Source organism: Salinibacterium sp. ZJ70 (assembly GCF_011751865.2).
GTDB lineage: Bacteria > Actinomycetota > Actinomycetes > Actinomycetales > Microbacteriaceae > Homoserinibacter.
Genome location: NZ_CP061770.1, coordinates 2,347,754 through 2,368,789, shown reverse-complemented (window position 1 = coordinate 2,368,789; position 21,036 = coordinate 2,347,754). Strand labels below are relative to the sequence as shown.

Sequence of the window (21,036 nt, the reverse complement as noted above, 5' to 3'; positions counted from 1 at the left end):
GTTCGGCCGAAACACCCATCCCGTGAGCGAACCGCGTCGGTCGTCGCGCCTAGGCTCGTCGAGTGAGCGTCATCTCTGCCTCCGGTCTCGTCAAGCGCTACGGGGATTTCACCGCCGTCAACGGCATCGACTTCGAGGTCGCCCCCGGCGAGTCATTCGGCCTGCTCGGCCCGAACGGCGCCGGCAAATCCACGACCATGCGGATGGTCGGAGCAGTCTCCACCCGCACCGAAGGCTCGCTCACGGTGCTCGGGCTCGACCCGAACGACCACGGCCCCGAGATCCGTTCCCGGCTCGGCGTCGTGCCCCAGCTCGACAACCTCGACAACGAGCTGCGGGTGCGCGAGAACCTGCTCACCTACGGTCGCTACTTCGGTCTGCCGCGACACGTCGTCGCCGAGCGCGCCGACGAGCTACTCGATTTCGCGCAGCTCACCGACCGCGCGAAGGCCAAGGTCGACGAGCTCTCGGGCGGCATGAAGCGCCGCCTCACGATCGCACGTGCCCTCATCAACGCGCCCCGCATCCTGCTGCTCGACGAGCCCACGACCGGCCTCGACCCGCAGGCCCGCCACATCCTCTGGGATCGCCTCTTCCGGCTCAAGGAGCAGGGCACGACCCTCGTGCTCACCACGCACTACATGGATGAGGCCGAGCAGCTGTGCGACCGGCTCGTCGTCGTCGACCAGGGCCGCATCATGGCTGAGGGCAGCCCCGCCGCGCTCATCCGCGAGTACTCGACGCGCGAGGTGCTCGAGGTGCGCTTCGGCTCCGAGCAGAATGCGAGCGCCGCCGAACGGGTGGCCGACATCGGCGACCGCGTCGAGGTGCTGCCGGACCGCGTGCTCATCTACGCGCACGACGGCGAGGCGGCGCTCGTCGAGGTGACCGCGCGCGGTCTCCAGCCGCTCACGAGCCTCGTGCGCCGCTCGAGCCTGGAGGATGTCTTCCTCCGCCTCACCGGACGGTCGCTCATCGAATGAGCACCGACCGCATCCTCGGAACCGGCGCCGTGCAGCCCTCCCTCGACGAGCTCGCCGCGGAGGCGCGGGCTGGCGGCGCGCTGCCTCGCCGCATGGGCGCCTGGTTCGTCGTCGAGCATCTGGCGCGCGTCTGGCGCCGCTACCTCGACGTCAATATCGCGCGGGCGATCGGCGAGCCGGTGCTGTACCTCTTCGCGTTCGGCGTGGGCCTCGGGGTGCTCGTCAACGCCTCCACGGGCGAGACGGGCGTCGACGGTGTGCCGTACCTCACCTTCGTGGCTCCCGCGCTCATCGCGATGACGGCCGTCTCGATCGCGATGACCGAGTTCACCTTCCCCGTCATGGGCGGCTTCAAATGGAACCCGATCTATGTCGGCATGAATGCGGCCCCGCTCTCGGCTCGACAGATCATGGACGGCACGGTGCTGTTCGCGACCATCCGGATGCTGGCGACGCTGCTCGTGTACTTCGCGATCATGGCGGCCTTCCAGGCGGTGCCTGCGCCGACCGGCATCCTGACGGTTCTCACCGCGACCCTCACCGGGCTCGCGCTCGGCACGCCGATCCTCGCCTACGCCGCCTCGATCACCGAGGATCGCGGCCAGTTCGCGGTGCTGCAGCGCGTGATCGTGCTGCCCCTCACGCTCTTCAGCGGAACCGTGTTCCCGCTCGAGCAGCTGCCCTGGTTCCTGCAGTGGATCGGGTGGCTCTCGCCGCTCTGGCACGGCACCGAGCTCGGCCGCGTCGTGGCGTACGGCGCTGAACGGCCGCTCTGGCTCGTCGCCGTGCACGTGGTGTACCTGGTGGCGCTGGCGATCATCGGATGGCGCGTCGCGGTGCGCATCGCCACGAGGAGGCTCGCCGTATGAGTGCATCGACGCGCGACGTCCCGCAGACCGGCCTCCGTGGGGGCGGCGTGAACGCCCTCTATGCGGGCAACGCCCGCTCGGTGGTCGCGCGCGGCCTCACCGCCACGAAGACCAGCAACTGGATCGTCGTGGCATCCGGGGTCTTCGAGCCGATCTTCTATCTGCTGTCGCTCGGCGTGGGGCTCGGCGGCTACATCGGCGCGGTGACGGATGTGCACGGCAACGAGATCCCGTACGCGGCATATATCGCCCCCGCCCTCCTGGCGGTATCCGCGATGAACGGCGCGGTGTACGACTCCACCTGGAACGTGTTCTTCCGCATGAACTACGGAAAGCTCTACCAGGGGATGCTCGCGACGAGCCTCGGGCCGCTTGATGTGGCGATCGGCGAGATCACGATGGCGCTCATGCGCGGAGCGGCATACGGGTTCGCCTTCCAGCTCGTGATGCAGGTTCTCGGGCTCAATCTGTCGTGGACCGCGCTGCTTGCGGTGCCGGCTGTCGTGCTCATCGCCTTCGGCTTCGCGTCGATCGGCATGGGCATCACGAGCTACCTGAAGACGTTCCAGCAGATGGAGTGGATCCCGTTCGTGCTGCTGCCGATGTTCCTCTTCTCGGCGACGTTCTATCCGCTCTCGGTCTACCCCGAGCCTGTGCAGTGGTTCGTCCAGGCGCTGCCGCTCTGGCACGGCGTGGAACTCATCCGTGGGCTCACGACGGGTGTGATCGGCCCGCTGATGCTCGTGCACGTGCTCTACTTCGCCGTGATGATCGCGCTCGGCATGCTGCTCACGACGCGCCGCCTCCGCGCCCTCTTCCTCGACTGAGGTGTCAGTTTGTGCCGCCTGCGCGCGGCGCAGAGCGGCACAAACTGACACCTCGGGGGTGGGGCGTGGGGCTTGCGCCGGGGAGGCGGTTTCGGGATAGCATACCGAGCGGTCGGTTTTTCCGGTCCTGACGCCCAATGGAGGACGCATGCGCCGATTCGACGGCAAGCTCGCCCTGGTCACCGCCGCGAGCCGAGGCATCGGCTACGCCATCGCCGAGCGGCTCGTCGATGAAGGTGCTCGCGTCGTCATCACCGCCCGGCACGCGGATGCGCTGCAGGAAGCCGCACAGCGACTGGGCCCCGCCGTCAGCTGCGTCGCAGGCCGGGCTGACGACCCGGAGCATCGTGCAGCGGTCTTCGCACACATACAGGGGCTCGGCCCACTCGACCTGCTCGTCAACAACGTGGGCATCAATCCCGTCTACGGCCCGGCGCTCGAGATCGACGCCGCCGCCGCGCGCAAGATCCTCGACGTCAACGTCGTCGCCGCGCTCGAGTGGACGCGAGACGCGGTCGCTGCGGGCCTGCGCGTGCAGCACGGTTCGATCGTCAACATCGCCTCGATCGCCGGCATCGGCGCGAGCCCGGGCATCGCCTTCTACGGCATCTCGAAGGCGGCCGTCATCTCGCTCACCACGCAGCTCGCGTGGGAGCTCGCCCCCGACATCCGCGTCAACGCCGTCGCGCCGTCGATCATCAAGACCGACTTCGCCAAGGCCCTCTACGAGGGCCGGGAGGCGAGCGTCGCCGCGCAGTTCCCCCTCGGGCGTCTCGGCACGCCCGCCGACGTCGCGGGACCGGTCGCGTTCCTTCTCTCGGATGACGCGGCCTGGATCACCGGGAGAACTATCGTGATCGATGGCGGGGGTTCGCTCCGCCCGGTCGGGTAGTCGGCGCAACGAGGGAGCATCGCGTGAAGGAGTTCAACGTCCGGGATCAGGTGGCGAGCGCGGCTGTCGCGCTCTTCGCCGAGAAGGGCTACGCCAACACCTCGGTGCAGGAGGTCGTCGCCCGTGCGGGCGTCACCAAGGGCGCGATGTACCACTACTTCCGATCGAAGGACGACCTTCTCTTCGGCATCTACGAGCGCATGCTCCAGCTGCAGAAGGATCACCTCGATGAGATCGTGGCGCGCGGTCTGCCCACCGATGACACCCTGCGCGCCGCGTGCATCGACGTGATGGAGACGTCGATCGACTTCCTGCCCGAGGGCACGGTCTTCTTCCGGTCGGTGCACATGCTCGCTCCGGAGCGCCAGCGGGAGGTCACCCGGCGCCGGCGCGAGTACAACGACACGTTCGCCGAGATCATCAAGCGCGGACAGGCGGAGGGGATCTATCGCACCGACATCCCCATCGCGGTGCTTGTCGCCAACTTCTTCTCGGACGTGCACTACCTCTCCAACTGGTACTCGCCGTCCGGCGCCGAGACCAAGACGCAGGTGGCGGAGCAGATCACCGACCTCTTCCTGAAGGGAATATCGACATGACATCACGGGCGTGGCAGACGACGGCGTACGGCGAACCGGGCGATGTGCTCGAGCTCGTGGAGCGCCCCATTCCGCAGCCCGGGCCCGGTGAGGTGCTCGTGCGGACGTCGGCCATCGCCCTGAACTTCCCGGATGTGCTGCTGTGTCGCGGGCAGTACCAGGTGCGGCCCGAGCCGCCCTTCGTGCCGGGGATCGAATGCTGCGGCACGGTGCTCGCACTCGGCGAGGGCGTCGAGGGCATCGCTGTCGGCGACCGCGTCGTCGGCACGCGCATCGGCATGCTCGCCGAGCATGTGCTTCTGGAGGCGAATGCGACCTTCCCCGCACCGCCTGCGCTCTCGGATCTCGAGGCTGCGGCGCTGACGGTGGGCTACCAGACCGCGTGGGTGGGGCTGCATCGCCGGGCCGAGCTGCGCGCGGGCGAGACGGTGCTCGTGATGGCGGCGTCGGGCGGGGTGGGCTCCGCTGCGGTGCAGCTCGCCTCCGCGGCGGGCGCTCGCGTGATCGCGGTGGTGGGCTCTGCGGCGAAGGCCGACCTCGCCCGGCGTCTCGGCGCGGATGTCGTGATCGACCGCAGCAGCGAGGACATCGCGGCGCGCGCCCTCGAGGCGACCGACGGACGCGGGGTCGACGTCGTGTTCGATCCGGTGGGCGGCGACAGCTATCGCGCGGCTCAGAAGGCGATCGCCTTCGAGGGGCGGATCGTGCTGGTGGGCTTCGCGGGGGGCGAGATCCAGGACATCAAGGCCGGCATCCCGCTCGTGAAGAACTTCAGCATCGTGGGGCTGCACTGGGGTCTGTATCTGCAGAAGGCCCCCGAGGTGCCGCGTCAGGCGCATGCCGCGCTCACCGAGCTCGCCGCATCGGGTGCCGTCACGCCTGATGTGACGCCCGTCGCCTTCGAGGATGTGCCGGAGGCCCTCACTCGTCTGGCCTCGGGCTCGACCATCGGTCGCCTCGTCGCCGTCATCGCGGACGACTGATGACATCCCTTGCCGGACGCGTGGCGCTCGTCACCGGCGGGTCGCGCGGCATCGGAGCCGCGATCGTGCGCGCTCTCGCGCGCGACGGTGCGGCGGTCGTCATCGCGGATGTGCTCGATGAGCCGGGGGAGGAGCTCGCCCGCGAGCTGGGCGCGGAGTATCTGCGCCTGGATGTGACCGACCCCGAGGCGTGGGCATCGGTGGTGGGGGAGATCGTCTCCCGTCATGGTCGGCTCGATGCGCTCGTGAACAACGCGGGCATCGCGACGGCGGCGTCGATCGCGAAGCAGCAGCTCGATGAGTGGAACCGCGTGCTCGACGTGAATCTCACGGGCGTGTTCCTCGGCATCCAGGCGGTCTCGCCGGTGATGAAGGAGCAGCGCTCGGGCTCGATCGTGAATCTCTCCTCGGTCGATGGCCTTCGCGGCTCGATCGCGCTGCACGCGTATGTGGCGAGCAAGTTCGGGGTGCGCGGCATCACGAAGTCCACGGGGCTCGAGCTCGCGCGGTACGGCGTGCGTGTCAATTCCGTGCACCCGGGCATGATCGCGACGCAGATGACGGCGCACCTCGATCCCGAGCAGATGGGGATTCCGCTCGGACGTGCCGCGGATCCCGCGGAGGTGGCGGAGCTCGTCGCGTTCCTCGTGAGCGACGCGTCGAGCTATTCGACGGCGTCGGAGTTCGTCGTCGACGGCGGCATCACCGCAGCTCTGCCCCACAGCTGAGGGGCCTGAGAGGCCCTGGCTGTGCACCCCGTGAAGGCGTCGCACAAAAACATACCGGCTGGTCGGTTGGTCTGCTACAGTGACCGCAACGACGACCCCGACGACACGATGGAGTGCGCAATGTCCGTCGCCGAACCAGGCACATCTGCATCCGCCGCGCGGCTCTCCGTGCGGGAAGTCACCGCGCGCTTCGGCGGCCTGATCGCGCTCGACCAGGTGAGCTTCGACGTCGCTCCCGGCGAGATCGTCGGGCTCATCGGGCCCAACGGCGCCGGCAAGACCACGATGTTCAACATCATCTGCGGCCTCGCCCGTGCTCGCAGCGGCGACGTGCTCATCGACGGCGCACCCCGTCCGCGCGCACATCGCCTCGCGGCGGCGGGAGTGGCCCGCACCTTCCAGGGGCTCGCGATGTTCCCCGGCCTCACGGTGCGGCAGAACGTCATGACGGGTCTCTCCGCGCAGGCGCCCGGCATGGTCACCGGCCTGCTCGGGTTGCGAGCCGGGCAGCGTCACCTCGCGACCGCAGCCGCCCGCGCCCAGGCCGCCCTCGACGGGCTCGGCATCGGCGACACCGCGGACCGGCATCCCGACGCCCTGCCGTACCCGCTCCAGAAGCGCGTCGCACTCGCGCGCGCACTGGTCTCGGCCCCGACCCTGCTGCTGCTCGACGAGCCGGCCGGCGGACTCGGGGAAGACGAGATCACCGAGCTGGGCGAGCTCATCCGCGATGTCGTGCGAGAGAACCCGCAGACCGCTGTGCTCTTCGTCGAGCACCACGTCGACCTCGTCATGGCGGTGTCGGATCGCATCGTCGTGCTCGACGCCGGACGCCGAATCGCAGAGGGCACGCCCGACGAGATCCGCGTCGATCCTGCCGTCGCCGAGGCGTACCTCGGCCATGACATCGAGGAGGGTGTCGCATGACCGCGATGACCGAGGTGCGCGCCGCGCTCGAACTCGAGGGGGTCGTGGCCGGATATGGCCAGAATCCCGCTCTGCACGGCATCGACCTCACGCTCCCGGAGGGGTCGATCGTCGCCGTCGTGGGGGCGAACGGCGCAGGGAAGTCGACCCTGCTGCGCACCATCTCCGGCCTGCTCGTGCCGACCACAGGCGCCATCCGTGCGGGCGGGGTGTCGCTCGCGGGTGTGCCCGTCGAGGAGCGCATCCGCCGCGGCATCGTGCACGTGCCCGAGCGGCGTCAGGTGATCGCCGAGCTGACCGTCGAGGAGAACCTGCGCCTCGGCGCGCTCTGGCGCAAAGACCCTGCGGAGCGCGCGGCTGACGTCGAGGAGGTGTTCGAGTTCTTCCCGGCGCTCGCCGACCGGCGCACGAAGGCCGGCTCGACGCTCTCGGGCGGGGAGCGTCAGATGCTCGCGATCGGACGGGCGTTCATGGCCCACCCGAAGGTCATGCTGCTGGATGAGCCCTCGCTGGGGCTCGCCCCGAAGGTCGTGGTCGACATCATGGCGATGCTCGCCTGGATGCGCAGCGAGTTCTCGATCACGATCCTGCTCGTCGAGCAGAACGTGCGCACCGCACTCTCGATCGCCGACACCGGCGTCGTGCTCAACCTCGGCCGCGTCGTGGCCAGCCGTCCCGCCGCAGAGCTCGAAGCCGACGAGCAGCTGCGCCATCTCTACCTGGGGTTCTGATGTCGACCTTCCTGCTGCTTCTCGGTGCCGGCCTCGCGCGCGGTGCGGTGTTCGCACTGTTCGCGCTCGCGCTCGTGCTCATCTGGCGGGCGACGCGCATCGCCAACTTCGCGCAGGGGGCGATGTCGGTGTCCGCCGCCTATGTCGCCTACCTCGTGCTGATGGGCACCGGTTCCTTCCCTCTCGCGATCCTCACCGTCCTGCTCGCCGGAGCCGCGATCGGCTTCGCGATGGAGCGCGCACTCATGCGGCATGTGCCGAGCCGCTCCCCGCTCAACTCGATCATCGTCGCGATCGGAGTGGTGATGGTGCTCACGGGTGTGCTCGGGATCCTGTTCGGCGCCGACTACAAACCGGTGGCCGTTCCCTTCAGCCGTCAGCCCCTCGAGATCGGGGATGTGGCGATCGTCTCGCCGTACACCCTCTTCGTGTTCGTCGTGGTCGCGGTGGTCGTCGCGGGGATCGCGCTGCTGTTCACGAAGACATCGCTCGGGCTCGCGATGCGCGCGTCCGCGTTCGACGACGAGGTCGCGCGGCTCAACGGCGTGCGGGTGGCCCGGATGCGCACGCTCGGCTGGGTCCTCTCCGCATCGGTCGGCGGGCTCGCGGTGCTGCTCGCCGTGCCGACGGAGCTGGGCCTCAGCCCGCACTCGGGCGACCTGCTCTTCGTCAACGCCTTCACGGTCGCGATCATCGGCGGCCTCGATTCGCCCGTCGGAGCCGTCATCAGCGGGCTCTTCGTCGGGCTTCTGCTGACCTTCGTCACGACGGCGTGGGGCGCGACGATCGGACCGATCGCCGTGCTCGTGCTGCTCGTCGTGGTGCTCCTGGTGCGCCCGCAAGGGGTCTTCTCGCTGCGAAAGGCACGACTGGCATGACCACGACCGCTCCCATCGACACCGCCGACGCCGAAGCCGGGCGTCCCCGCCGCCCGCGCGGCGCCCGCGCCCGACTGTGGATCCTGACGCCGGGCTCCTGGACCCCCGCCCAGCGCTGGATGATCACGGGCCTCGTGCTGCTGGTGGCGCTCGGAGCCACCTTCCTGCTCGATCCGTACCGCAACTTCCTGCTCGCGACGGCCGCGGCATCCGTGTGTGCGATCTCGGGTCTCTCGCTGCTCGTGGGGCGCACCGGTCAGCTGTCGCTCGGGCATGCCGCGCTCATGGCCGCGGGAGCGTACGCGTTCGCGTTCACCTCGAACGCCCTCGGCGACGCGGGGATCGACGGCCCCGTGCGGCTCGTGCTGCCGTTCCTCGCCGCTCTCATCGTGGCGGCGGCGCTCGGCGGTCTCGTGGGCATCGCGGGTGCACGCCTTCACGGGCCGTACCTCGCCGGCCTCACCCTCGCGCTCGTGCTCGCCCTGCCCGCGCTCGCGAGCACCTTCTCGAACGTGCTCGGCGGAGACGCCGGCATCTACGTCTCGGTCGAGCGTCGACCCGAATTCCTGTCGACGATCATCGCCACCGAGCAGTGGCAGGCGTGGGTCGCGCTCGCGGTCGCGGCGATCGTGCTCGGCACGTTCGCGCAGCTCGTGCGCAGCCCTGCCGCTCTGCGGATGCAGGCGGTGCGCGACGACGAATCCGCTGCCCGTCTCTCGGGCATCGACCCGGTCGCCGTGCGCGTCGGGATGTTCGCCGTCAGCGCCGCGGCGGCGGGACTCGGCGGCGGTGTGCTCGCGTACATCACGCAGTCGGTCTCGCCGGGCGCCTTCGGCCTCACCTTCTCGCTGTTCCTGCTCGTGGCCGTCGTGATCGGAGGTGTCGGCACGCTCGCCGGCGCCGTCTGGGGTGCGATCGTCATCGTGGCGGTGCCCGAGATCACCTCCGCGATCACGGAGGTCCTTCCGCTTTCCGCCGAGCTGTCGCAGCGGCTCGACGGGAATCTGGCGATCGTGGTGTTCGGCGTGATCCTCGTCGTCGTCATGCTCGCCGCCCCCCGCGGCATCCACGGCGCCGTCGCCGACCTCGTCGAGCGACTGCGCCGTCGTCGTTCCGCGGATGCACCACACATTCCCTGACCATCACGAAAGGAACGACGATGACGCAACCGCACGCACGTGCGACGACGGTGTCCGCGATCGCGCTGGCTGCTGCCTGCGCACTGGTGCTGTCATCCTGCAGCACTCCCTCGCCTGAGGCGCCGCAGCCTGGTGTCACCGAAGACACCATCACCATCGGAACGCATCAGCCCCTCACGGGAGCGGCCGCAGCCTCCTACGCCCCGATCTCCGCCGCCACCTCGGCGTACTTCGACTACGTCAACGACCAGGGCGGCATCAACGGCCGCACGATCGAGTACATCGTCAAGGACGACGGCTACAACCCCGCCACGACCCAGACGGTCGTGCGCGAGCTCGTGCTCGAGAACGAGGTCTTCGCGATCCTCGGCGGCCTCGGCACCCCCACCCACAGCGCCGTGCTCGACTTCCTCACCGACAACGAGGTCCCCGATCTCTTCGTGTCGTCCGGATCGGCGGCCTGGAACCAGCCCGAGAAGTATCCGCTCACGTTCGGGTTCCAGACCGACTACGTGACGGAGGGCATGGTTCTCGGGCAGTACATCGCCGACGAGTTCCCGGGCAAGAAGGTCTGCCTCTTCGGCCAGGACGACGAATTCGGCACCGATGTGCAGGCAGGACTCGAGCTCGTGCTCGGCGAGGACGGCCTCACCGAGGTGCAGACGTATTCGGTCTCGAACCAGGATGTCGTGGCGCAGATCGTCGCTCTGCAGAGCGCTGGCTGCGAGGTCAACGTGCTCGCCACGATCACCGGATTCACGGCGATCGCCATCGGCACCGCGGCGCAGCTGAAGTACTTCCCGCAGTGGGTCTCGTCGTCGTCGGGTGCGGACTACCCCTCGCTCGCCGGGTACCTCGGCGAGGCGGCACCTCTGCTGCTGGAGGGCTTCGTGAGCGACAACTATCTGCCGTCGGCCTCGGAGGAGGACAACGAGTGGATCGCGCTCTTCCGCCAGATCAACGACGAGTACAACGACGGCGCGCCTTTCACGGGCAACACCGTCTACGGCATGGCGATGGGCTACCTCTTCGCCGAGGCGCTCGCGCAGGCGGGCGAGGATCCGACGCGCGAGTCGCTCCTCGAGGCGATCCGCTCGGGCAAGGTCGAAGGCTCGGGCCTCGTTCCGGTGGGTCTCTCGGATGAGAACCACAACGGCTACATCGGCGCGGGAATCACCGTCGTCTCGAACGGCGTGCAGGCGGCGATCGGCAAGAGCTGGGTGCGTGACGGCGACAAGGTCGTCGTGTTCGATGGCGACCCCGTGAAGATGCCGGCGAAGGGCATCCCCGGCTGAGTGGGATGAGAAGAGGGGCCCGGGTCGATGACCCGGGCCCCTCTTCTGTGTCTCAGGCGTCTGCGTCAGGCGCTCGTCTCCGGGACGGGTGCGAAGCGCGCCACGAGCTCGCGCTTGAGCACCTTCCCCGACGGGCCGAGGGGCAGCTCCTCGACGATGTGCACGACGCGCGGGTACTTGTAGGCCGCGATGCGCTCGCGCACGAACACGATGAGCTGGTCGGTGTCGAGGCTCTCGTCGTGCGGGATGACGGCGACGTGGATCTCCTGGCCGTGGGTGTCGTGCGGCACGCCGAAGACGGCGGCGTTCACGACCCCCTCGTGGCGCAGGAGCACCTGCTCCACCTCGTTGGGGTACACGTTGTAGCCGTTGCGCACGATCATGTCCTTCTTGCGGTCCACGATCGTGATGTAGTCGTCGTCGTCCTTCGTGCCGAGGTCGCCGGTGCGGAACCAGCCGTCGGTGAAGGTCGCTTCCGTGTCCTCCGGTCGCCCGAGGTAGCCGGCGAACAGGTTGTAGCCGCGCACGACGATCTCGCCGAGCTCGCCGTGGGGCAGCAGCACGATCTCGTCGTCGTTCTCGGCGTCGGCGATCTCGACGTCGACTCCCCAGTTCGGCTGCCCGACCGTGCCCGGACGCGGCGTGCGCCCCACGTAGTTGAACGACACGGTGGGCGAGGTCTCGGTGAGCCCGTAACCCTCGTGGATGGGGGCGCCGTAGAGCTCCTGGAACCGCTCGAGCACCGCCACGGGAAGGGCGGCGCCGCCCGAGACGGCGTACCGCAGCGGCGGGCGCGCATCCGTGGTCTCGGCCGCCTGCAGCATGCCGATGTACATCGTCGGCACCGCGGTGAAGGTCGTGGCTCCGTACTGCACCATGAGCTCGAGCGCCTCGGCGGGGTCGAACTTCGGCAGCAGGATGATCGAAGCGCCGCGCCGGAACGCGACGTTGAGCACCGCCATCTGCCCGAAGATGTGGAACAGCGGCAGGCCGCCGAAGACGACGTCGTCCGGCTGCATGGGGAAGGTGTCGAGCAGCGCCACATTCACCTGCTCGATCATGTTGAGGTGGCTTCCGACGGCACCCTTGGGTGTCCCCGTCGTGCCGCTCGTGTAGAGCACGGTCGCGGCATCCATCGGATGCGTCGACGTGTAGCGATCGATCGGGGTCGCGCTCGCGGCCTCGACTTCGAGGCGCGCGATGCCCTTCTCGGCGGCGATGTCCTCCGGCAGCAGCACCGTCGTGAGCGGCACCTGCGCGCGCACGGCGGCGACGGCCGCCTCAGCGAGGACGGGAGCGGCGACGACGGCGAGCTTCGCGCCCGAATCGCGCAGAACGTACTCGATCTCGTCCGCCTTGAAGAGCAGGTGCACGGGTACGACGATGGCACCGAGCGACAGCACCGCGTAGTACACCCGCACGAAGTCGGGCACGTTGGGGATGATGACGGCGACGCGGTCGCCGCGTCCGATCCCACGGTCGCGGAGGGCTCCCGCGTAGGCGCGGGTCTGATCCCACAGCGCTCCGTAGGGGATCGTGTGCCCCATGAAGTGCAAGGCAGCGCGTTCGGGGGAGCGGTGGGCCGTCTCGGCGAGGATCGCGGCGATCGACATCGTCGCGTGGTCGCTGTCGACGAGCCGCCCGCTGGTGGGTGCGTTCATGGCGTTCCGTTCCTTTCGGGGTCGGGCCGTCGACGATGACGGCGCGCTCAGTCGGCTTCGCGCAGCATCGCGCGGCCGAGGGATTCGAGATGCACTTCGTCGGGGCCGTCGGCGATGCGCAGCGCCCGCGCACCGGCGAAGAACTCGGCGAGCGGGGTGTCGCCTCCGACGCCTGCGGCGCCGAACAGCTGGATGCAGCCGTCGATGATGCGCTCCACCGCCGCGGGCACGGCGATCTTGATCGCCTGGATCTCGGTGCGCGCCCCGCGGTTGCCCACGGTGTCCATGAGAGCGGCGGTCTGCAGCACGAGCAGCCGCAGAGCGGAGAGCTCGACGCGTGCGGCGGCGAGACGCTGGCGCACCACCTGGTGCTCCGCGAGAGGCCGGCCGAACGCCACCCGGGTGCGGGCGCGCTCGCGTGCGAGCTCGATCGAGCGCTCGGCCATGCCGAGCAGCCGCATGCAGTGGTGGATGCGCCCCGGCCCGAGGCGAGCCTGCGCGATCGCGAATCCCTCGCCGGATCCGCCGATGAGGTTCGAGGCGGGAACGCGGGCGCCGTGGAAGGCGACTTCCGCATGGCCTCCGTGGTCGCGATCGTCGTAGCCGAACACGGTGAGCGGTCGCACGATCTCGACGCCGGGGGTGTCGCGGGGCACGAGCACCATCGACTGCCGCTGGTGGGCGGGTGCATCCGGATCGGTGACGCCCATGACGATCAGCAGCGCCGCATCCGGGCTCATCGCGCCGGTCGACCACCATTTGCGGCCCGTGATGACGAGCTCGTCGCCGTCGCGTTCGATGGCGGTGCGGATGTTGGTCGCGTCGGAGGAGGCGACGTCCGGCTCGGTCATGCAGAACGCCGAGCGGATCTCCGCCTCGAGCAGAGGCGCGAGCCAGCGGCTCTTCTGCTCGGGTGTTCCGAAGTGGTGCAGCAGTTCCATGTTGCCGGTGTCGGGGGCGGCGCAGTTCATGGCGACGGGTGCGAGCTTGGGGCTCCATCCGGTGAGCTCGGCGATGGGGGCGTAGTCGAGGTTGCTGAGGCCTCCGTCGCCGTGCGGCAGGAAGAGGTTCCAGAGTCCTCGGGCGCGCGCCTCGGCGCGGAGCTCGCGCACGATAGGCCGGAAGCTCCAGTCGTCGGGGGAGTCGGCGAGCTGCTCCGCGAGCACGGGTTCCGCGGGGATGACGACGGTGTGCAGAAACTCGTGTGCGGCCTCGGCGAGCTGAGCGCCGCGGGTGCTCGGGGTGAGATCGGTCATGCGGGTACCTCCTCGAGGAATCGGGATCCGGCGCGTGCGAGCGGTTCGACCAGGCCCCCCACTCGGTCGAATCCCGCCCCGACCGTCTCGCCCTGGTCGTGGCGCAGCTGGATGCCCTCGAGGATGATCGCGAGTTTGAGGGCGGCGAAGGCGCGGTACCACCCGAGCTCCGGCACACGGATGCCGCGGCGGCGAGCGTAGGCGTCGGCGAGTTCGGCGAACTCGGGGTAGCCAGCGGCCGGGTCGACGGCGCTCACGGCGGTGCCGGTGTCGCTCGCGATCTCGGCGATGTCCCAGTAGAGCGCGAGGAGGCCGAGATCCGTGAGGCTGTCGCCGAGCGTCGCCATCTCCCAGTCGAGGACGGCGGCGATCCGCGGGCCCTCGGGTGTGCGGGCGACGAGCGCGTTGTCGAGGCGGTAGTCGCCGTGGACGATCGAGGTGTGGGTGGTCGCGGGGAGGCTCTCGCCGAGGCGAGCCAGGAGTGCGTCGAGCTCCGGGAGCTCGCGGAACCGGTTGCCGGCGTACTGGGTCGTCCAGCGGCGCAGCTGCCGTTCGAGGAACCCGTCGGGTCGTCCGAAGTCGGCGAGGCCGAGGCGCGCGGGGTCGAGCTCGTGGAGGTCGGCGAGCGCGTCGACGAGCGCGAAGCTCACAGTGCGCAGCTCCTCGGTGCTCCGACCGGTGTTGTCGTCAGGGGACGCGAGCGTCTCACCCTCGACGTGCTCCATGAGGTAGAAGGGCGCATCGACGCCGCTGGTGGGGTCGGCGTGGTCCTGCAGCAGGTGGGTGCGCGGCACGGGCACCGGGGTGTCCTGCAGTGCGGTGATGACGCGGTGCTCGCGCACCATGTCGTGCGCCGTCGAGAGCACGTGCCCCAGCGGCGGGCGGCGCAGCACGAGCGGGGAGGGCCCGCCCTCGATGCGGTAGGTGAGGTTGCTGAGGCCGCCGGTCAGCAGGCGCGCGTCGAGCGGGCCGGCGCCGCGCAGCTCGGGGGCGCGCTCTGCCAACCACACGTCGAATGCGCGGATGTCGAGCCCTGCCGGTGACGTGTCGTCGCCCATCCTGCCGACCTTCCACGACCCCTCGCGGACGCGCCGTCGCGTCCGGGGTGATCGTGCGCCGATCGTACCATACCGGCCGGTCGGTTTTATGCCGGGATCGTGAGCTCCGACTCCAGGAGCGCGCGGGTCGCATCCGCGATCGGCACCGGCCGGCGAGAGGCGCGATCCACGAACACGTGCACGAACGTCCCCGTGGCGAGAACCTCCTCACCGCGCAGGATCGCCGTCTCCCAGGTCACGCTCGAGGTGCCGATGCGCCCCGCCCGCACCCCGACCTGCAGCACCTCGGGGAACGAGCCCGACGCGCGAAAGTCGCAGGACGACGCCGCGCACACCGCGATGAGGGCGCCGTCGATCGGATCGATGACGCCATTCGCGATCATCCAGGAGTTCACCGCGGTGTCCATCGCCGCGTAGTACACGACGTTGTTCACATGGCCGTACACATCGTTGTCGTTCCAGCGAGTCGGGAACGGGTGCAGGTAGGGGTACTCCGCGGTGCTCATGCGGTCTCCTCGGGGTCGGCGGTCGTGGCTGGTGCGGTTCCGAGCAGCAGGGCGAACGCGGCGCGCGCGTGCTCCGCGCTCGGCTGCTCGCCGGCGATGACATCGGCGTACGAGAACGACTCCGAGATGCGCACGATGAGATAGGCGAGGTCGTGCAGCGAGAGCCCGCGACTGCCGGCATCCGGGGCGTGCGCCTCGAGCAGCCACTCGACGGCGGCGACGTAGCGGCGCTGGATCTCGGAGTCGCCCGTCGTCATGAGGCGGAGGGCGCGGGCGGGTTCCCGAGCGAGGAACTCGCGGAAGTAGTCGGCCGTCACGAGGCCGTCGACGAAGCGCCCGAGAACGTCGACGATGCGCTCGGGGCCCTCCGCGGCCGACTCCTCGGCGGCGCGGTCGAGCGTGCGCTCGGCGAGCGACCACAGCACCTCGCTCAGGAGGTCGTCGCGGTTGCCCACCCAGCGGAACAGCGATGTGCGCTCGACGCCGAGCTGTGTCGCGAGCGTGCCCATCTCGATCCGATCGCCCGCGATGAAGATACGCCGGGCGAGACGGAATGCCCGCAGGGCGTCGGCGTGAGGGGCCGGTCCGAACAGGCGCAGCGACAGCGCACTCGGCACCGCGAGGGTCGCGCGGGAGCCGATCTGCGTCTCCGCGGTCAGCGTGGCGTCGTCGAGCATGTGCCGAATCTAGCCGGAGAATCCATGCTTGCAACATATCCGAATATGTTGCATAGTCGTCGTCGTCAGGACCGAAGACCGCGATGGAGCGATGATGACGACTGCAATTCTCGAGAGCGCCGTGCTCGACGCCGACTTCTACCACGTGCAGGAGCTGCTGAGCGATGAGGAGCAGGGGCGCGCCGTGCGCATCCGCGAGTTCCTCGACCGCGAGGTGACGCCCATCATCGAAGACCACTGGGAGCGCGCCGAGTTCCCTCACCAGATCAAGCCCGGCTTCCCCGAGCTCGGCGTCTACGGACCCCTCTGGGAGGAGTCGCGGCTGTGGGAGAACACCGCGCTCTACCGCGGCTGGGTCGCGCTCGAATTCGGGCGCAACGACGCCTCCGTCGCGACCTTCGTGGGTGTGCACTCCGGCCTCGCCATGAACGCGATCGGCATGTGCGGCGATGCCGCCCAGCGCGCCGAGTGGCTGCCGCCGATGGCACGCGGGGAGCTCATCGGCGCGTTCGGGCTCACCGAGCCGCTGCACGGCTCCGACACCGCCCGCGGGCTCGAGACGACCGCGCGGCGGGTGGGCGATGAGTGGATCCTCAACGGCGCCAAGCGCTGGATCGGCAACGCCACCTTCGCCGACGTCGTCGTGATCTGGGCCCGCGATGTCGACGACGACCAGGTGAAGGGCTTCATCGTCGAGACCGCGACGGCACCCGGCTTCACCGCCACCAAGATCGAGCGCAAGCAGAGCCTGCGCGTGGTCCAGAACGCCGACATCACGCTCGTCGACGTGCGCGTCCCCGAAGAGCGCCGCCTGCAGCTCGGCAACGGGTTCCGCGACACCGCCCGCGTGCTCGCGCTCACCCGTGCCGAAGTCGCGTGGCAGGCGGTCGGCAACGCCGTCGGCGCCTACGAGGCCGCCGTGCGGTACGCGCTCGAACGGGAGCAGTTCGGACGCCGCCTCGGCTCGTTCCAGCTCGTGCAGGATCTGCTCGCCAAGTCGCTCGGCAACATCACCGCCTCGATCGCGATGTGCACGCGCCTGTCGCAGATGATCGACGAAGGCCGACCCTACGACCAGCAGGCGGCACTCGCGAAGGCGTTCGTCACGGCGCGTGGCCGCGAGGTCGTCGGATGGTGCCGCGAGGCGCTCGGCGGCAACGGCATCCAGCTCGACCACGGGGTCGCGCGCCGGTTCGCCGACGCAGAGGCTCTCTACACCTACGAGGGCACCTACCAGATGAACAACCTCATCGTGGGTCGCTCGATCACCGGGATGAGCGCGTTCGTCTGAGCGCCCGCTCGACCCCGCACACCCCGCATCCGCTCGCCGTCGCATCCGCATCGAAGGAGATCCCATGCCCGACGCCGTCATCGTCTCGATCGCCCGCACCCCCATCGGGCGCGCGTTCAAAGGCTCGCTGCGCGAGGTGCGCCCCGACGACCTCGCCGCCTTCGCGGTGCAGGCCGCGCTCGACGCGGTCCCCGGGCTCGATGCCTCCCAGGTCGACGACCTCATGCTCGGATGCGGGCTCCCCGGAGGCGAGCAGGGGATGAACATGGCGCGTATCGTCGCGGTCATGCTCGGACTCGACTCGGTGCCGGGCACGACCGTCACGCGCTACTGCTCGTCGAGCCTGCAGACGACCCGCATGGCCCTCCACGCGATCAAGGCGGGCGAGGGCGACGTGTTCATCTCGGCTGGCGTCGAATCGGTGTCGAGCTCGGTGCGCGGCAACAGCGACTACGTGGACGGGCAGGACTACACCAACCCCCGATTCGCCGGGGCGATGGCGCGCACGGCCGAGCGGGCGGTGTCGGGCGCACCGTGGAACGACCCGCGTGAGAGCGGTGCGCTTCCGGATGCGTACATCTCGATGGGGCAGACGGCCGAGAACGTCGCGCAGCTCGCGGGCGTCAGCCGGGCCGAGCAGGATGAGTTCGCGTGCCTCAGCCAGAACCGCGCGGAGGCTGCCATCGCGTCCGGGTTCTTCGAGCGCGAGATCACGCCGTTCGCACTCGCCGACAGCACCGTCGTCTCCGCCGATGACGGTCCGCGCGCGGGAACCACCATCGAGGCGCTCGCGGCTCTGCAGCCCGCGTTCCGCCCCGACGGCACCGTCACAGCGGGGAACGCCTGCCCGCTCAACGACGGCGCCGCGGCGATGGTCATCATGAGCGACACGAAGGCGAAGCAGCTCGGGCTCACGCCCCTCGCGCGCATCCTCTCCACCGGTGTCACCGGTCTCTCGCCCGAGATCATGGGACTCGGTCCCGTCGGAGCGAGTCGGCAGGCGCTCGAGCGCGCCGGCCTCACGATCGACGACATCGACCTCGTCGAGATCAACGAGGCCTTCGCCGCCCAGGTGATCCCCTCCGCGCGCGAACTCGGCGTCGGATGGGACACGCTCAACGTGCACGGCGGCGCCATCGCCCTCGGCCACCCGTTCGGCATGACGGGCGCGCGCATCACCGCAACCCTGCTCAACGGCCTGCGCACGACCGACGGCACGCTCGGCCTCGAGACGATGTGCGTCGGCGGCGGCCAGGGCATGGCGATGGTCATCGAGCGGCTGAGCTGAGCGGAGGCGGCGACGATGCGGATTCGGGGAGCGGTGCTGCGGCGCACGGGTGAGCCGCGCCCGTACGCGGGATCGCGGCCCATCGAGGTGGCGGAGCTCGAGCTCGCGCCGCCCGGCCCCGGTGAGCTGCTCGTGCGCATCGAAGTCGCGGGCGTCTGCCATTCCGACCTGAGCGTCGTGGACGGCAACCGGCCCCGCCCCCTCCCGATGCTGCTCGGGCATGAAGCTGCTGGCATCGTCGAGGCGATCGGGGAGGGCGTCGACGACGTCGCACTCGGCGACCGCGTCGTCATGACCTTCCTTCCCCGGTGCGGCGACTGCGCGGGCTGCGCGAGCGGCGGCCGGATGCCGTGCGAGCGCGGCTCGGCCGCGAACGCCGCGGGCGAGCTGCTCGGCGGAGGTCGCCGTCTCAGCGAGGACGGAGAGCCGATCCACCACCACCTCGGCGTCTCCGCGTTCGCCGACCATGCCGTCGTCTCCCGCCGATCCGTCGTCGTCGTCCCGCCGGATGTTCCCGCGGAGGTCGCGGCGCTGCTCGGCTGTGCCGTTCTGACGGGCGGCGGGGCGGTGCTCAACGCGGCCAGGCCTGCACCCGGCGCGACCGTGATGGTCGTCGGGCTCGGCGGCGTGGGGATGGCCGCGCTGCTCGTCGCGCGCGCCCTCGGCCACCCGGTGATCGCCGTCGACGCACGTGACGACAAACTCGCCACGGCCCGTGCGCTCGGCGCGGAGCAGGCGCTGCTTTCCGACGACGTGGTCGCCGCCGGTGTGCGCGCGCCCGTCGTCATCGAAGCGGCGGGGCACCCGCGTGCCTTCGAGACCGCATTCGCGGCGACCGCGCCCGGTGGGGTCACGGTCACCGTGGGCCTCCCCGCCCCCGATGCGCGCGCGAGCATCTCGCCCCTCGCCCTCACGGCCGAGGCGCGCACCGTCATCGGCAGCTACCTCGGCAGCTCCGTGCCCGAACGCGACATCGCGCGCTACGTCGAGCTGTGGCGCACCGGCTCGCTCCCCGTCGATGCGCTCGTGAGCGACCGCATCCGACTCGACGACGTCCCCTCCGCGATGGATGCGCTCGCCGAGGGGCGGGCGCTGCGCCAGCTCATCCTGTTCGACCCACCCGCAGGCGCCGCACCTCACGGCATCTCTGCCCGCGAGACACAGCACTGAAGCCACACCGAGAGGACATCATGACCCAGAGAATCGCCATCGTCACGGGAGCCGCGCGCGGCATCGGCGCCGCCGTCGCCTCGCGCCTCGCCTCCGACGGAGCAGCCGTCGCCGTCGTCGACCTCGACGAAGCCTCCACCGCCGCAACCGTCGACGCCATCCGCGCGGACGGCGGACGAGCCATCGGCATCGGAGCGGATGTCGCGAACGCCGAGCAGGTCGCCGCGGCGGTCGAGCGCACGGCTGCTGAGCTCGGCGCGCCCACCATCCTCGTGAACAACGCGGGCATCCTGCGCGACAACCTGCTGTTCAAGATGACCGACGACGACTGGGACGCCGTCATGAACGTGCACCTGCGCGGGGCCTTCCTGATGTCCCGTGCGGTGCAGGCGCACCAGGTCGAGCAGCAGTGGGGCCGGATCGTCAACCTGTCCTCGACCTCGGCGCTGGGCAATCGCGGGCAGGCGAACTACTCCGCCGCGAAGGCCGGAATGCAGGGGCTCACGAAGACCCTCGCGATCGAGCTCGGGCGCTACAACGTCACCGCCAACGCGATCGCCCCCGGCTTCATCGAGACCGACATGACGGTCGCGACCGCGCGGCGCATGCGCATGGAGCCGGAGGAGTTCTTCGCGCTCATCGCGAAGGAGGTTCCGGTGGGGCGCGTCGGCACCCCGGCCGACATCGCTGCGGCTGCATCCTTCTTCTGCTCGGAGGAAGCCGGATTCGTCTCGGGTCAGGTTCTCTACGTGGCGGGAGGGCCGCGCGCATGACGACGACGTTTTCGCACCCCCGCGAGCTGCTGGATGCCGTCGGCACCGAGCTCGGACCGGGGGAATGGTTCCCGATCGAGCAGGATCGCATCGATCGCTTCGCCGACGCGACCGACGACCACCAGTGGATCCACGTCGACCCGCAGCGCGCGGCATCGGGGCCCTTCGGTGCGCCCATCGCGCACGGTTACCTGACACTGTCGCTGCTGCCCTCGCTCACCCACGCGCTCCTCGATGTGGGGGGCATCGCGATGGCGGTCAACTACGGACTCGACTCCGTGCGCTTCCTCCAGCCGGTCGTCGCCGGGTCGCGCGTGCGCGCCCGTTCGACCGTCGTCGACGTGTCGGAGACCCCGCGCGGCATCCGCGTCACCCAGCGGGTGACGGTCGAGATCGAGGGCGCCGACAAGCCCGCTCTCGTCGCCGACGCGATCGCCCTGCTCGTCCCCGCGGGCTAGCCCGGCGGGGCTCCCCCCTCTTGTGGAACTGAGGTGTCAGTTTGTGC

At 69.9% G+C, this 21,036-nt stretch carries 22 protein-coding genes; 17 read left to right on the top strand and 5 right to left on the bottom strand.

The window, feature by feature from the left end; all coding sequences use genetic code 11:
- Window positions 1-62 precede the first annotated feature (62 nt).
- From HCR12_RS11220 to HCR12_RS11165, 12 genes are all read left to right on the top strand, one after another.
- On the top strand, window positions 63-983 hold the full coding sequence (locus HCR12_RS11220) for an ABC transporter ATP-binding protein (RefSeq protein ID WP_166866443.1): 921 nt from the start codon (window positions 63-65) through the stop codon (window positions 981-983).
- On the top strand, window positions 980-1,852 hold the full coding sequence (locus HCR12_RS11215; RefSeq protein ID WP_166866441.1) for an ABC transporter permease: 873 nt from the start codon (window positions 980-982) through the stop codon (window positions 1,850-1,852). Before HCR12_RS11220 ends, HCR12_RS11215 begins: the two co-directional genes overlap by 4 nt.
- On the top strand, window positions 1,849-2,679 hold the full coding sequence (locus tag HCR12_RS11210) for an ABC transporter permease (protein WP_166866439.1): 831 nt from the start codon (window positions 1,849-1,851) through the stop codon (window positions 2,677-2,679). Before HCR12_RS11215 ends, HCR12_RS11210 begins: the two co-directional genes overlap by 4 nt.
- A 148-nt stretch (window positions 2,680-2,827) precedes the next feature.
- Window positions 2,828-3,571, top strand: a complete 744-nt coding sequence (locus tag HCR12_RS11205; protein WP_166866437.1) for an SDR family oxidoreductase — start codon at window positions 2,828-2,830, stop codon at window positions 3,569-3,571.
- A gap of 23 nt (window positions 3,572-3,594) precedes the next feature.
- On the top strand, window positions 3,595-4,170 hold the full coding sequence (locus tag HCR12_RS11200) for a TetR/AcrR family transcriptional regulator (RefSeq protein ID WP_166866435.1): 576 nt from the start codon (window positions 3,595-3,597) through the stop codon (window positions 4,168-4,170).
- Entirely contained in the window at window positions 4,167-5,153 is a 987-nt protein-coding gene (locus HCR12_RS11195; protein WP_166866433.1) for an NADPH:quinone oxidoreductase family protein, read from the top strand. Before HCR12_RS11200 ends, HCR12_RS11195 begins: the two co-directional genes overlap by 4 nt.
- The gene (locus HCR12_RS11190; protein ID WP_208320404.1) at window positions 5,153-5,881 is read left to right on the top strand and encodes an SDR family NAD(P)-dependent oxidoreductase; all 729 of its coding nucleotides are present in this window, start codon (window positions 5,153-5,155) and stop codon (window positions 5,879-5,881) included. The genes HCR12_RS11195 and HCR12_RS11190 overlap by 1 nt, the downstream gene beginning before the upstream one ends.
- A gap of 120 nt (window positions 5,882-6,001) precedes the next feature.
- Window positions 6,002-6,808, top strand: coding sequence for an ABC transporter ATP-binding protein (locus HCR12_RS11185; RefSeq protein ID WP_166866431.1), 807 nt, complete (start codon window positions 6,002-6,004; stop codon window positions 6,806-6,808).
- On the top strand, window positions 6,805-7,539 hold the full coding sequence (locus HCR12_RS11180; protein ID WP_224763432.1) for an ABC transporter ATP-binding protein: 735 nt from the start codon (window positions 6,805-6,807) through the stop codon (window positions 7,537-7,539). Before HCR12_RS11185 ends, HCR12_RS11180 begins: the two co-directional genes overlap by 4 nt.
- Window positions 7,539-8,417: a branched-chain amino acid ABC transporter permease gene (locus tag HCR12_RS11175; protein WP_166866429.1), complete on the top strand. Its 879-nt coding sequence runs from the start codon at window positions 7,539-7,541 to the stop codon at window positions 8,415-8,417. The genes HCR12_RS11180 and HCR12_RS11175 overlap by 1 nt, the downstream gene beginning before the upstream one ends.
- Window positions 8,414-9,556 (top strand): branched-chain amino acid ABC transporter permease, encoded by a 1,143-nt coding sequence (locus HCR12_RS11170; RefSeq protein ID WP_208320402.1) that lies wholly within the window; start codon window positions 8,414-8,416, stop codon window positions 9,554-9,556. The genes HCR12_RS11175 and HCR12_RS11170 overlap by 4 nt, the downstream gene beginning before the upstream one ends.
- Before the next feature lie 20 nt (window positions 9,557-9,576).
- Window positions 9,577-10,851: an ABC transporter substrate-binding protein gene (locus tag HCR12_RS11165; protein ID WP_166866428.1), complete on the top strand. Its 1,275-nt coding sequence runs from the start codon at window positions 9,577-9,579 to the stop codon at window positions 10,849-10,851.
- Window positions 10,852-10,916: 65 nt separating this feature from the next.
- Here HCR12_RS11165 and HCR12_RS11160 read toward each other — a convergent pair whose 3' ends face one another.
- The 5 genes from HCR12_RS11160 to HCR12_RS11140 all read right to left on the bottom strand — a co-directional run bounded on the left by HCR12_RS11160 (window position 10,917) and on the right by HCR12_RS11140 (window position 16,009).
- Window positions 10,917-12,512 (bottom strand): long-chain-fatty-acid--CoA ligase, encoded by a 1,596-nt coding sequence (locus HCR12_RS11160; RefSeq protein ID WP_166866426.1) that lies wholly within the window; start codon window positions 12,510-12,512, stop codon window positions 10,917-10,919.
- A gap of 47 nt (window positions 12,513-12,559) precedes the next feature.
- Window positions 12,560-13,768 carry an acyl-CoA dehydrogenase family protein gene (locus HCR12_RS11155; RefSeq protein WP_166866423.1) on the bottom strand — a complete coding sequence of 403 codons (1,209 nt, stop codon included), beginning with the start codon at window positions 13,766-13,768 and terminating at the stop codon, window positions 12,560-12,562.
- Window positions 13,765-14,826, bottom strand: coding sequence for a phosphotransferase family protein (locus tag HCR12_RS11150; protein ID WP_166866421.1), 1,062 nt, complete (start codon window positions 14,824-14,826; stop codon window positions 13,765-13,767). Before HCR12_RS11150 ends, HCR12_RS11155 begins: the two co-directional genes overlap by 4 nt.
- A gap of 86 nt (window positions 14,827-14,912) precedes the next feature.
- Window positions 14,913-15,332, bottom strand: a complete 420-nt coding sequence (locus HCR12_RS11145) for an acyl-CoA thioesterase (RefSeq protein ID WP_166866419.1) — start codon at window positions 15,330-15,332, stop codon at window positions 14,913-14,915.
- Entirely contained in the window at window positions 15,329-16,009 is a 681-nt protein-coding gene (locus HCR12_RS11140) for a QsdR family transcriptional regulator (protein WP_166866416.1), read from the bottom strand. Before HCR12_RS11140 ends, HCR12_RS11145 begins: the two co-directional genes overlap by 4 nt.
- Window positions 16,010-16,100: 91 nt before the next feature.
- On the opposite strand from HCR12_RS11140, the gene HCR12_RS11135 reads away from it, so the two are divergent.
- From HCR12_RS11135 to HCR12_RS11115, 5 genes are all read left to right on the top strand, one after another.
- A complete protein-coding gene (locus HCR12_RS11135) occupies window positions 16,101-17,300 on the top strand; it encodes an acyl-CoA dehydrogenase family protein (protein WP_166866414.1) in 1,200 nt (399 codons plus the stop codon).
- A gap of 64 nt (window positions 17,301-17,364) precedes the next feature.
- Window positions 17,365-18,588, top strand: coding sequence for an acetyl-CoA C-acetyltransferase (locus HCR12_RS11130; protein WP_166866411.1), 1,224 nt, complete (start codon window positions 17,365-17,367; stop codon window positions 18,586-18,588).
- 15 nt (window positions 18,589-18,603) lie between these two features.
- The gene (locus HCR12_RS11125) at window positions 18,604-19,758 is read left to right on the top strand and encodes an alcohol dehydrogenase catalytic domain-containing protein (protein ID WP_166866408.1); all 1,155 of its coding nucleotides are present in this window, start codon (window positions 18,604-18,606) and stop codon (window positions 19,756-19,758) included.
- Window positions 19,759-19,778: 20 nt separating this feature from the next.
- Window positions 19,779-20,531 carry a 3-oxoacyl-ACP reductase FabG gene (fabG, locus tag HCR12_RS11120; protein WP_166866406.1) on the top strand — a complete coding sequence of 251 codons (753 nt, stop codon included), beginning with the start codon at window positions 19,779-19,781 and terminating at the stop codon, window positions 20,529-20,531.
- The gene (locus HCR12_RS11115; RefSeq protein WP_166866404.1) at window positions 20,528-20,989 is read left to right on the top strand and encodes a MaoC family dehydratase; all 462 of its coding nucleotides are present in this window, start codon (window positions 20,528-20,530) and stop codon (window positions 20,987-20,989) included. Before fabG ends, HCR12_RS11115 begins: the two co-directional genes overlap by 4 nt.
- Window positions 20,990-21,036: the final 47 nt, after the last annotated feature.

Coding starts and splice junctions, on each gene's coding strand:
- HCR12_RS11125 (WP_166866408.1), top strand. CDS start 18,604: ATGCGGATTCGGGGAGCGGTGCTGCGGCGCACGGGTGAGCCGCGCCCG.
- HCR12_RS11195 (WP_166866433.1), top strand. CDS start 4,167: ATGACATCACGGGCGTGGCAGACGACGGCGTACGGCGAACCGGGCGAT.
- HCR12_RS11215 (WP_166866441.1), top strand. CDS start 980: ATGAGCACCGACCGCATCCTCGGAACCGGCGCCGTGCAGCCCTCCCTC.
- HCR12_RS11135 (WP_166866414.1), top strand. CDS start 16,101: ATGATGACGACTGCAATTCTCGAGAGCGCCGTGCTCGACGCCGACTTC.
- HCR12_RS11210 (WP_166866439.1), top strand. CDS start 1,849: ATGAGTGCATCGACGCGCGACGTCCCGCAGACCGGCCTCCGTGGGGGC.
- HCR12_RS11130 (WP_166866411.1), top strand. CDS start 17,365: ATGCCCGACGCCGTCATCGTCTCGATCGCCCGCACCCCCATCGGGCGC.
- HCR12_RS11170 (WP_208320402.1), top strand. CDS start 8,414: ATGACCACGACCGCTCCCATCGACACCGCCGACGCCGAAGCCGGGCGT.
- HCR12_RS11165 (WP_166866428.1), top strand. CDS start 9,577: ATGACGCAACCGCACGCACGTGCGACGACGGTGTCCGCGATCGCGCTG.
- HCR12_RS11140 (WP_166866416.1), bottom strand. CDS start 16,009: ATGCTCGACGACGCCACGCTGACCGCGGAGACGCAGATCGGCTCCCGC.
- HCR12_RS11175 (WP_166866429.1), top strand. CDS start 7,539: ATGTCGACCTTCCTGCTGCTTCTCGGTGCCGGCCTCGCGCGCGGTGCG.
- HCR12_RS11155 (WP_166866423.1), bottom strand. CDS start 13,768: ATGACCGATCTCACCCCGAGCACCCGCGGCGCTCAGCTCGCCGAGGCC.
- HCR12_RS11180 (WP_224763432.1), top strand. CDS start 6,805: ATGACCGCGATGACCGAGGTGCGCGCCGCGCTCGAACTCGAGGGGGTC.
- HCR12_RS11115 (WP_166866404.1), top strand. CDS start 20,528: ATGACGACGACGTTTTCGCACCCCCGCGAGCTGCTGGATGCCGTCGGC.
- HCR12_RS11145 (WP_166866419.1), bottom strand. CDS start 15,332: ATGAGCACCGCGGAGTACCCCTACCTGCACCCGTTCCCGACTCGCTGG.
- HCR12_RS11160 (WP_166866426.1), bottom strand. CDS start 12,512: ATGAACGCACCCACCAGCGGGCGGCTCGTCGACAGCGACCACGCGACG.
- HCR12_RS11190 (WP_208320404.1), top strand. CDS start 5,153: ATGACATCCCTTGCCGGACGCGTGGCGCTCGTCACCGGCGGGTCGCGC.
- fabG (WP_166866406.1), top strand. CDS start 19,779: ATGACCCAGAGAATCGCCATCGTCACGGGAGCCGCGCGCGGCATCGGC.
- HCR12_RS11205 (WP_166866437.1), top strand. CDS start 2,828: ATGCGCCGATTCGACGGCAAGCTCGCCCTGGTCACCGCCGCGAGCCGA.
- HCR12_RS11185 (WP_166866431.1), top strand. CDS start 6,002: ATGTCCGTCGCCGAACCAGGCACATCTGCATCCGCCGCGCGGCTCTCC.
- HCR12_RS11150 (WP_166866421.1), bottom strand. CDS start 14,826: ATGGGCGACGACACGTCACCGGCAGGGCTCGACATCCGCGCATTCGAC.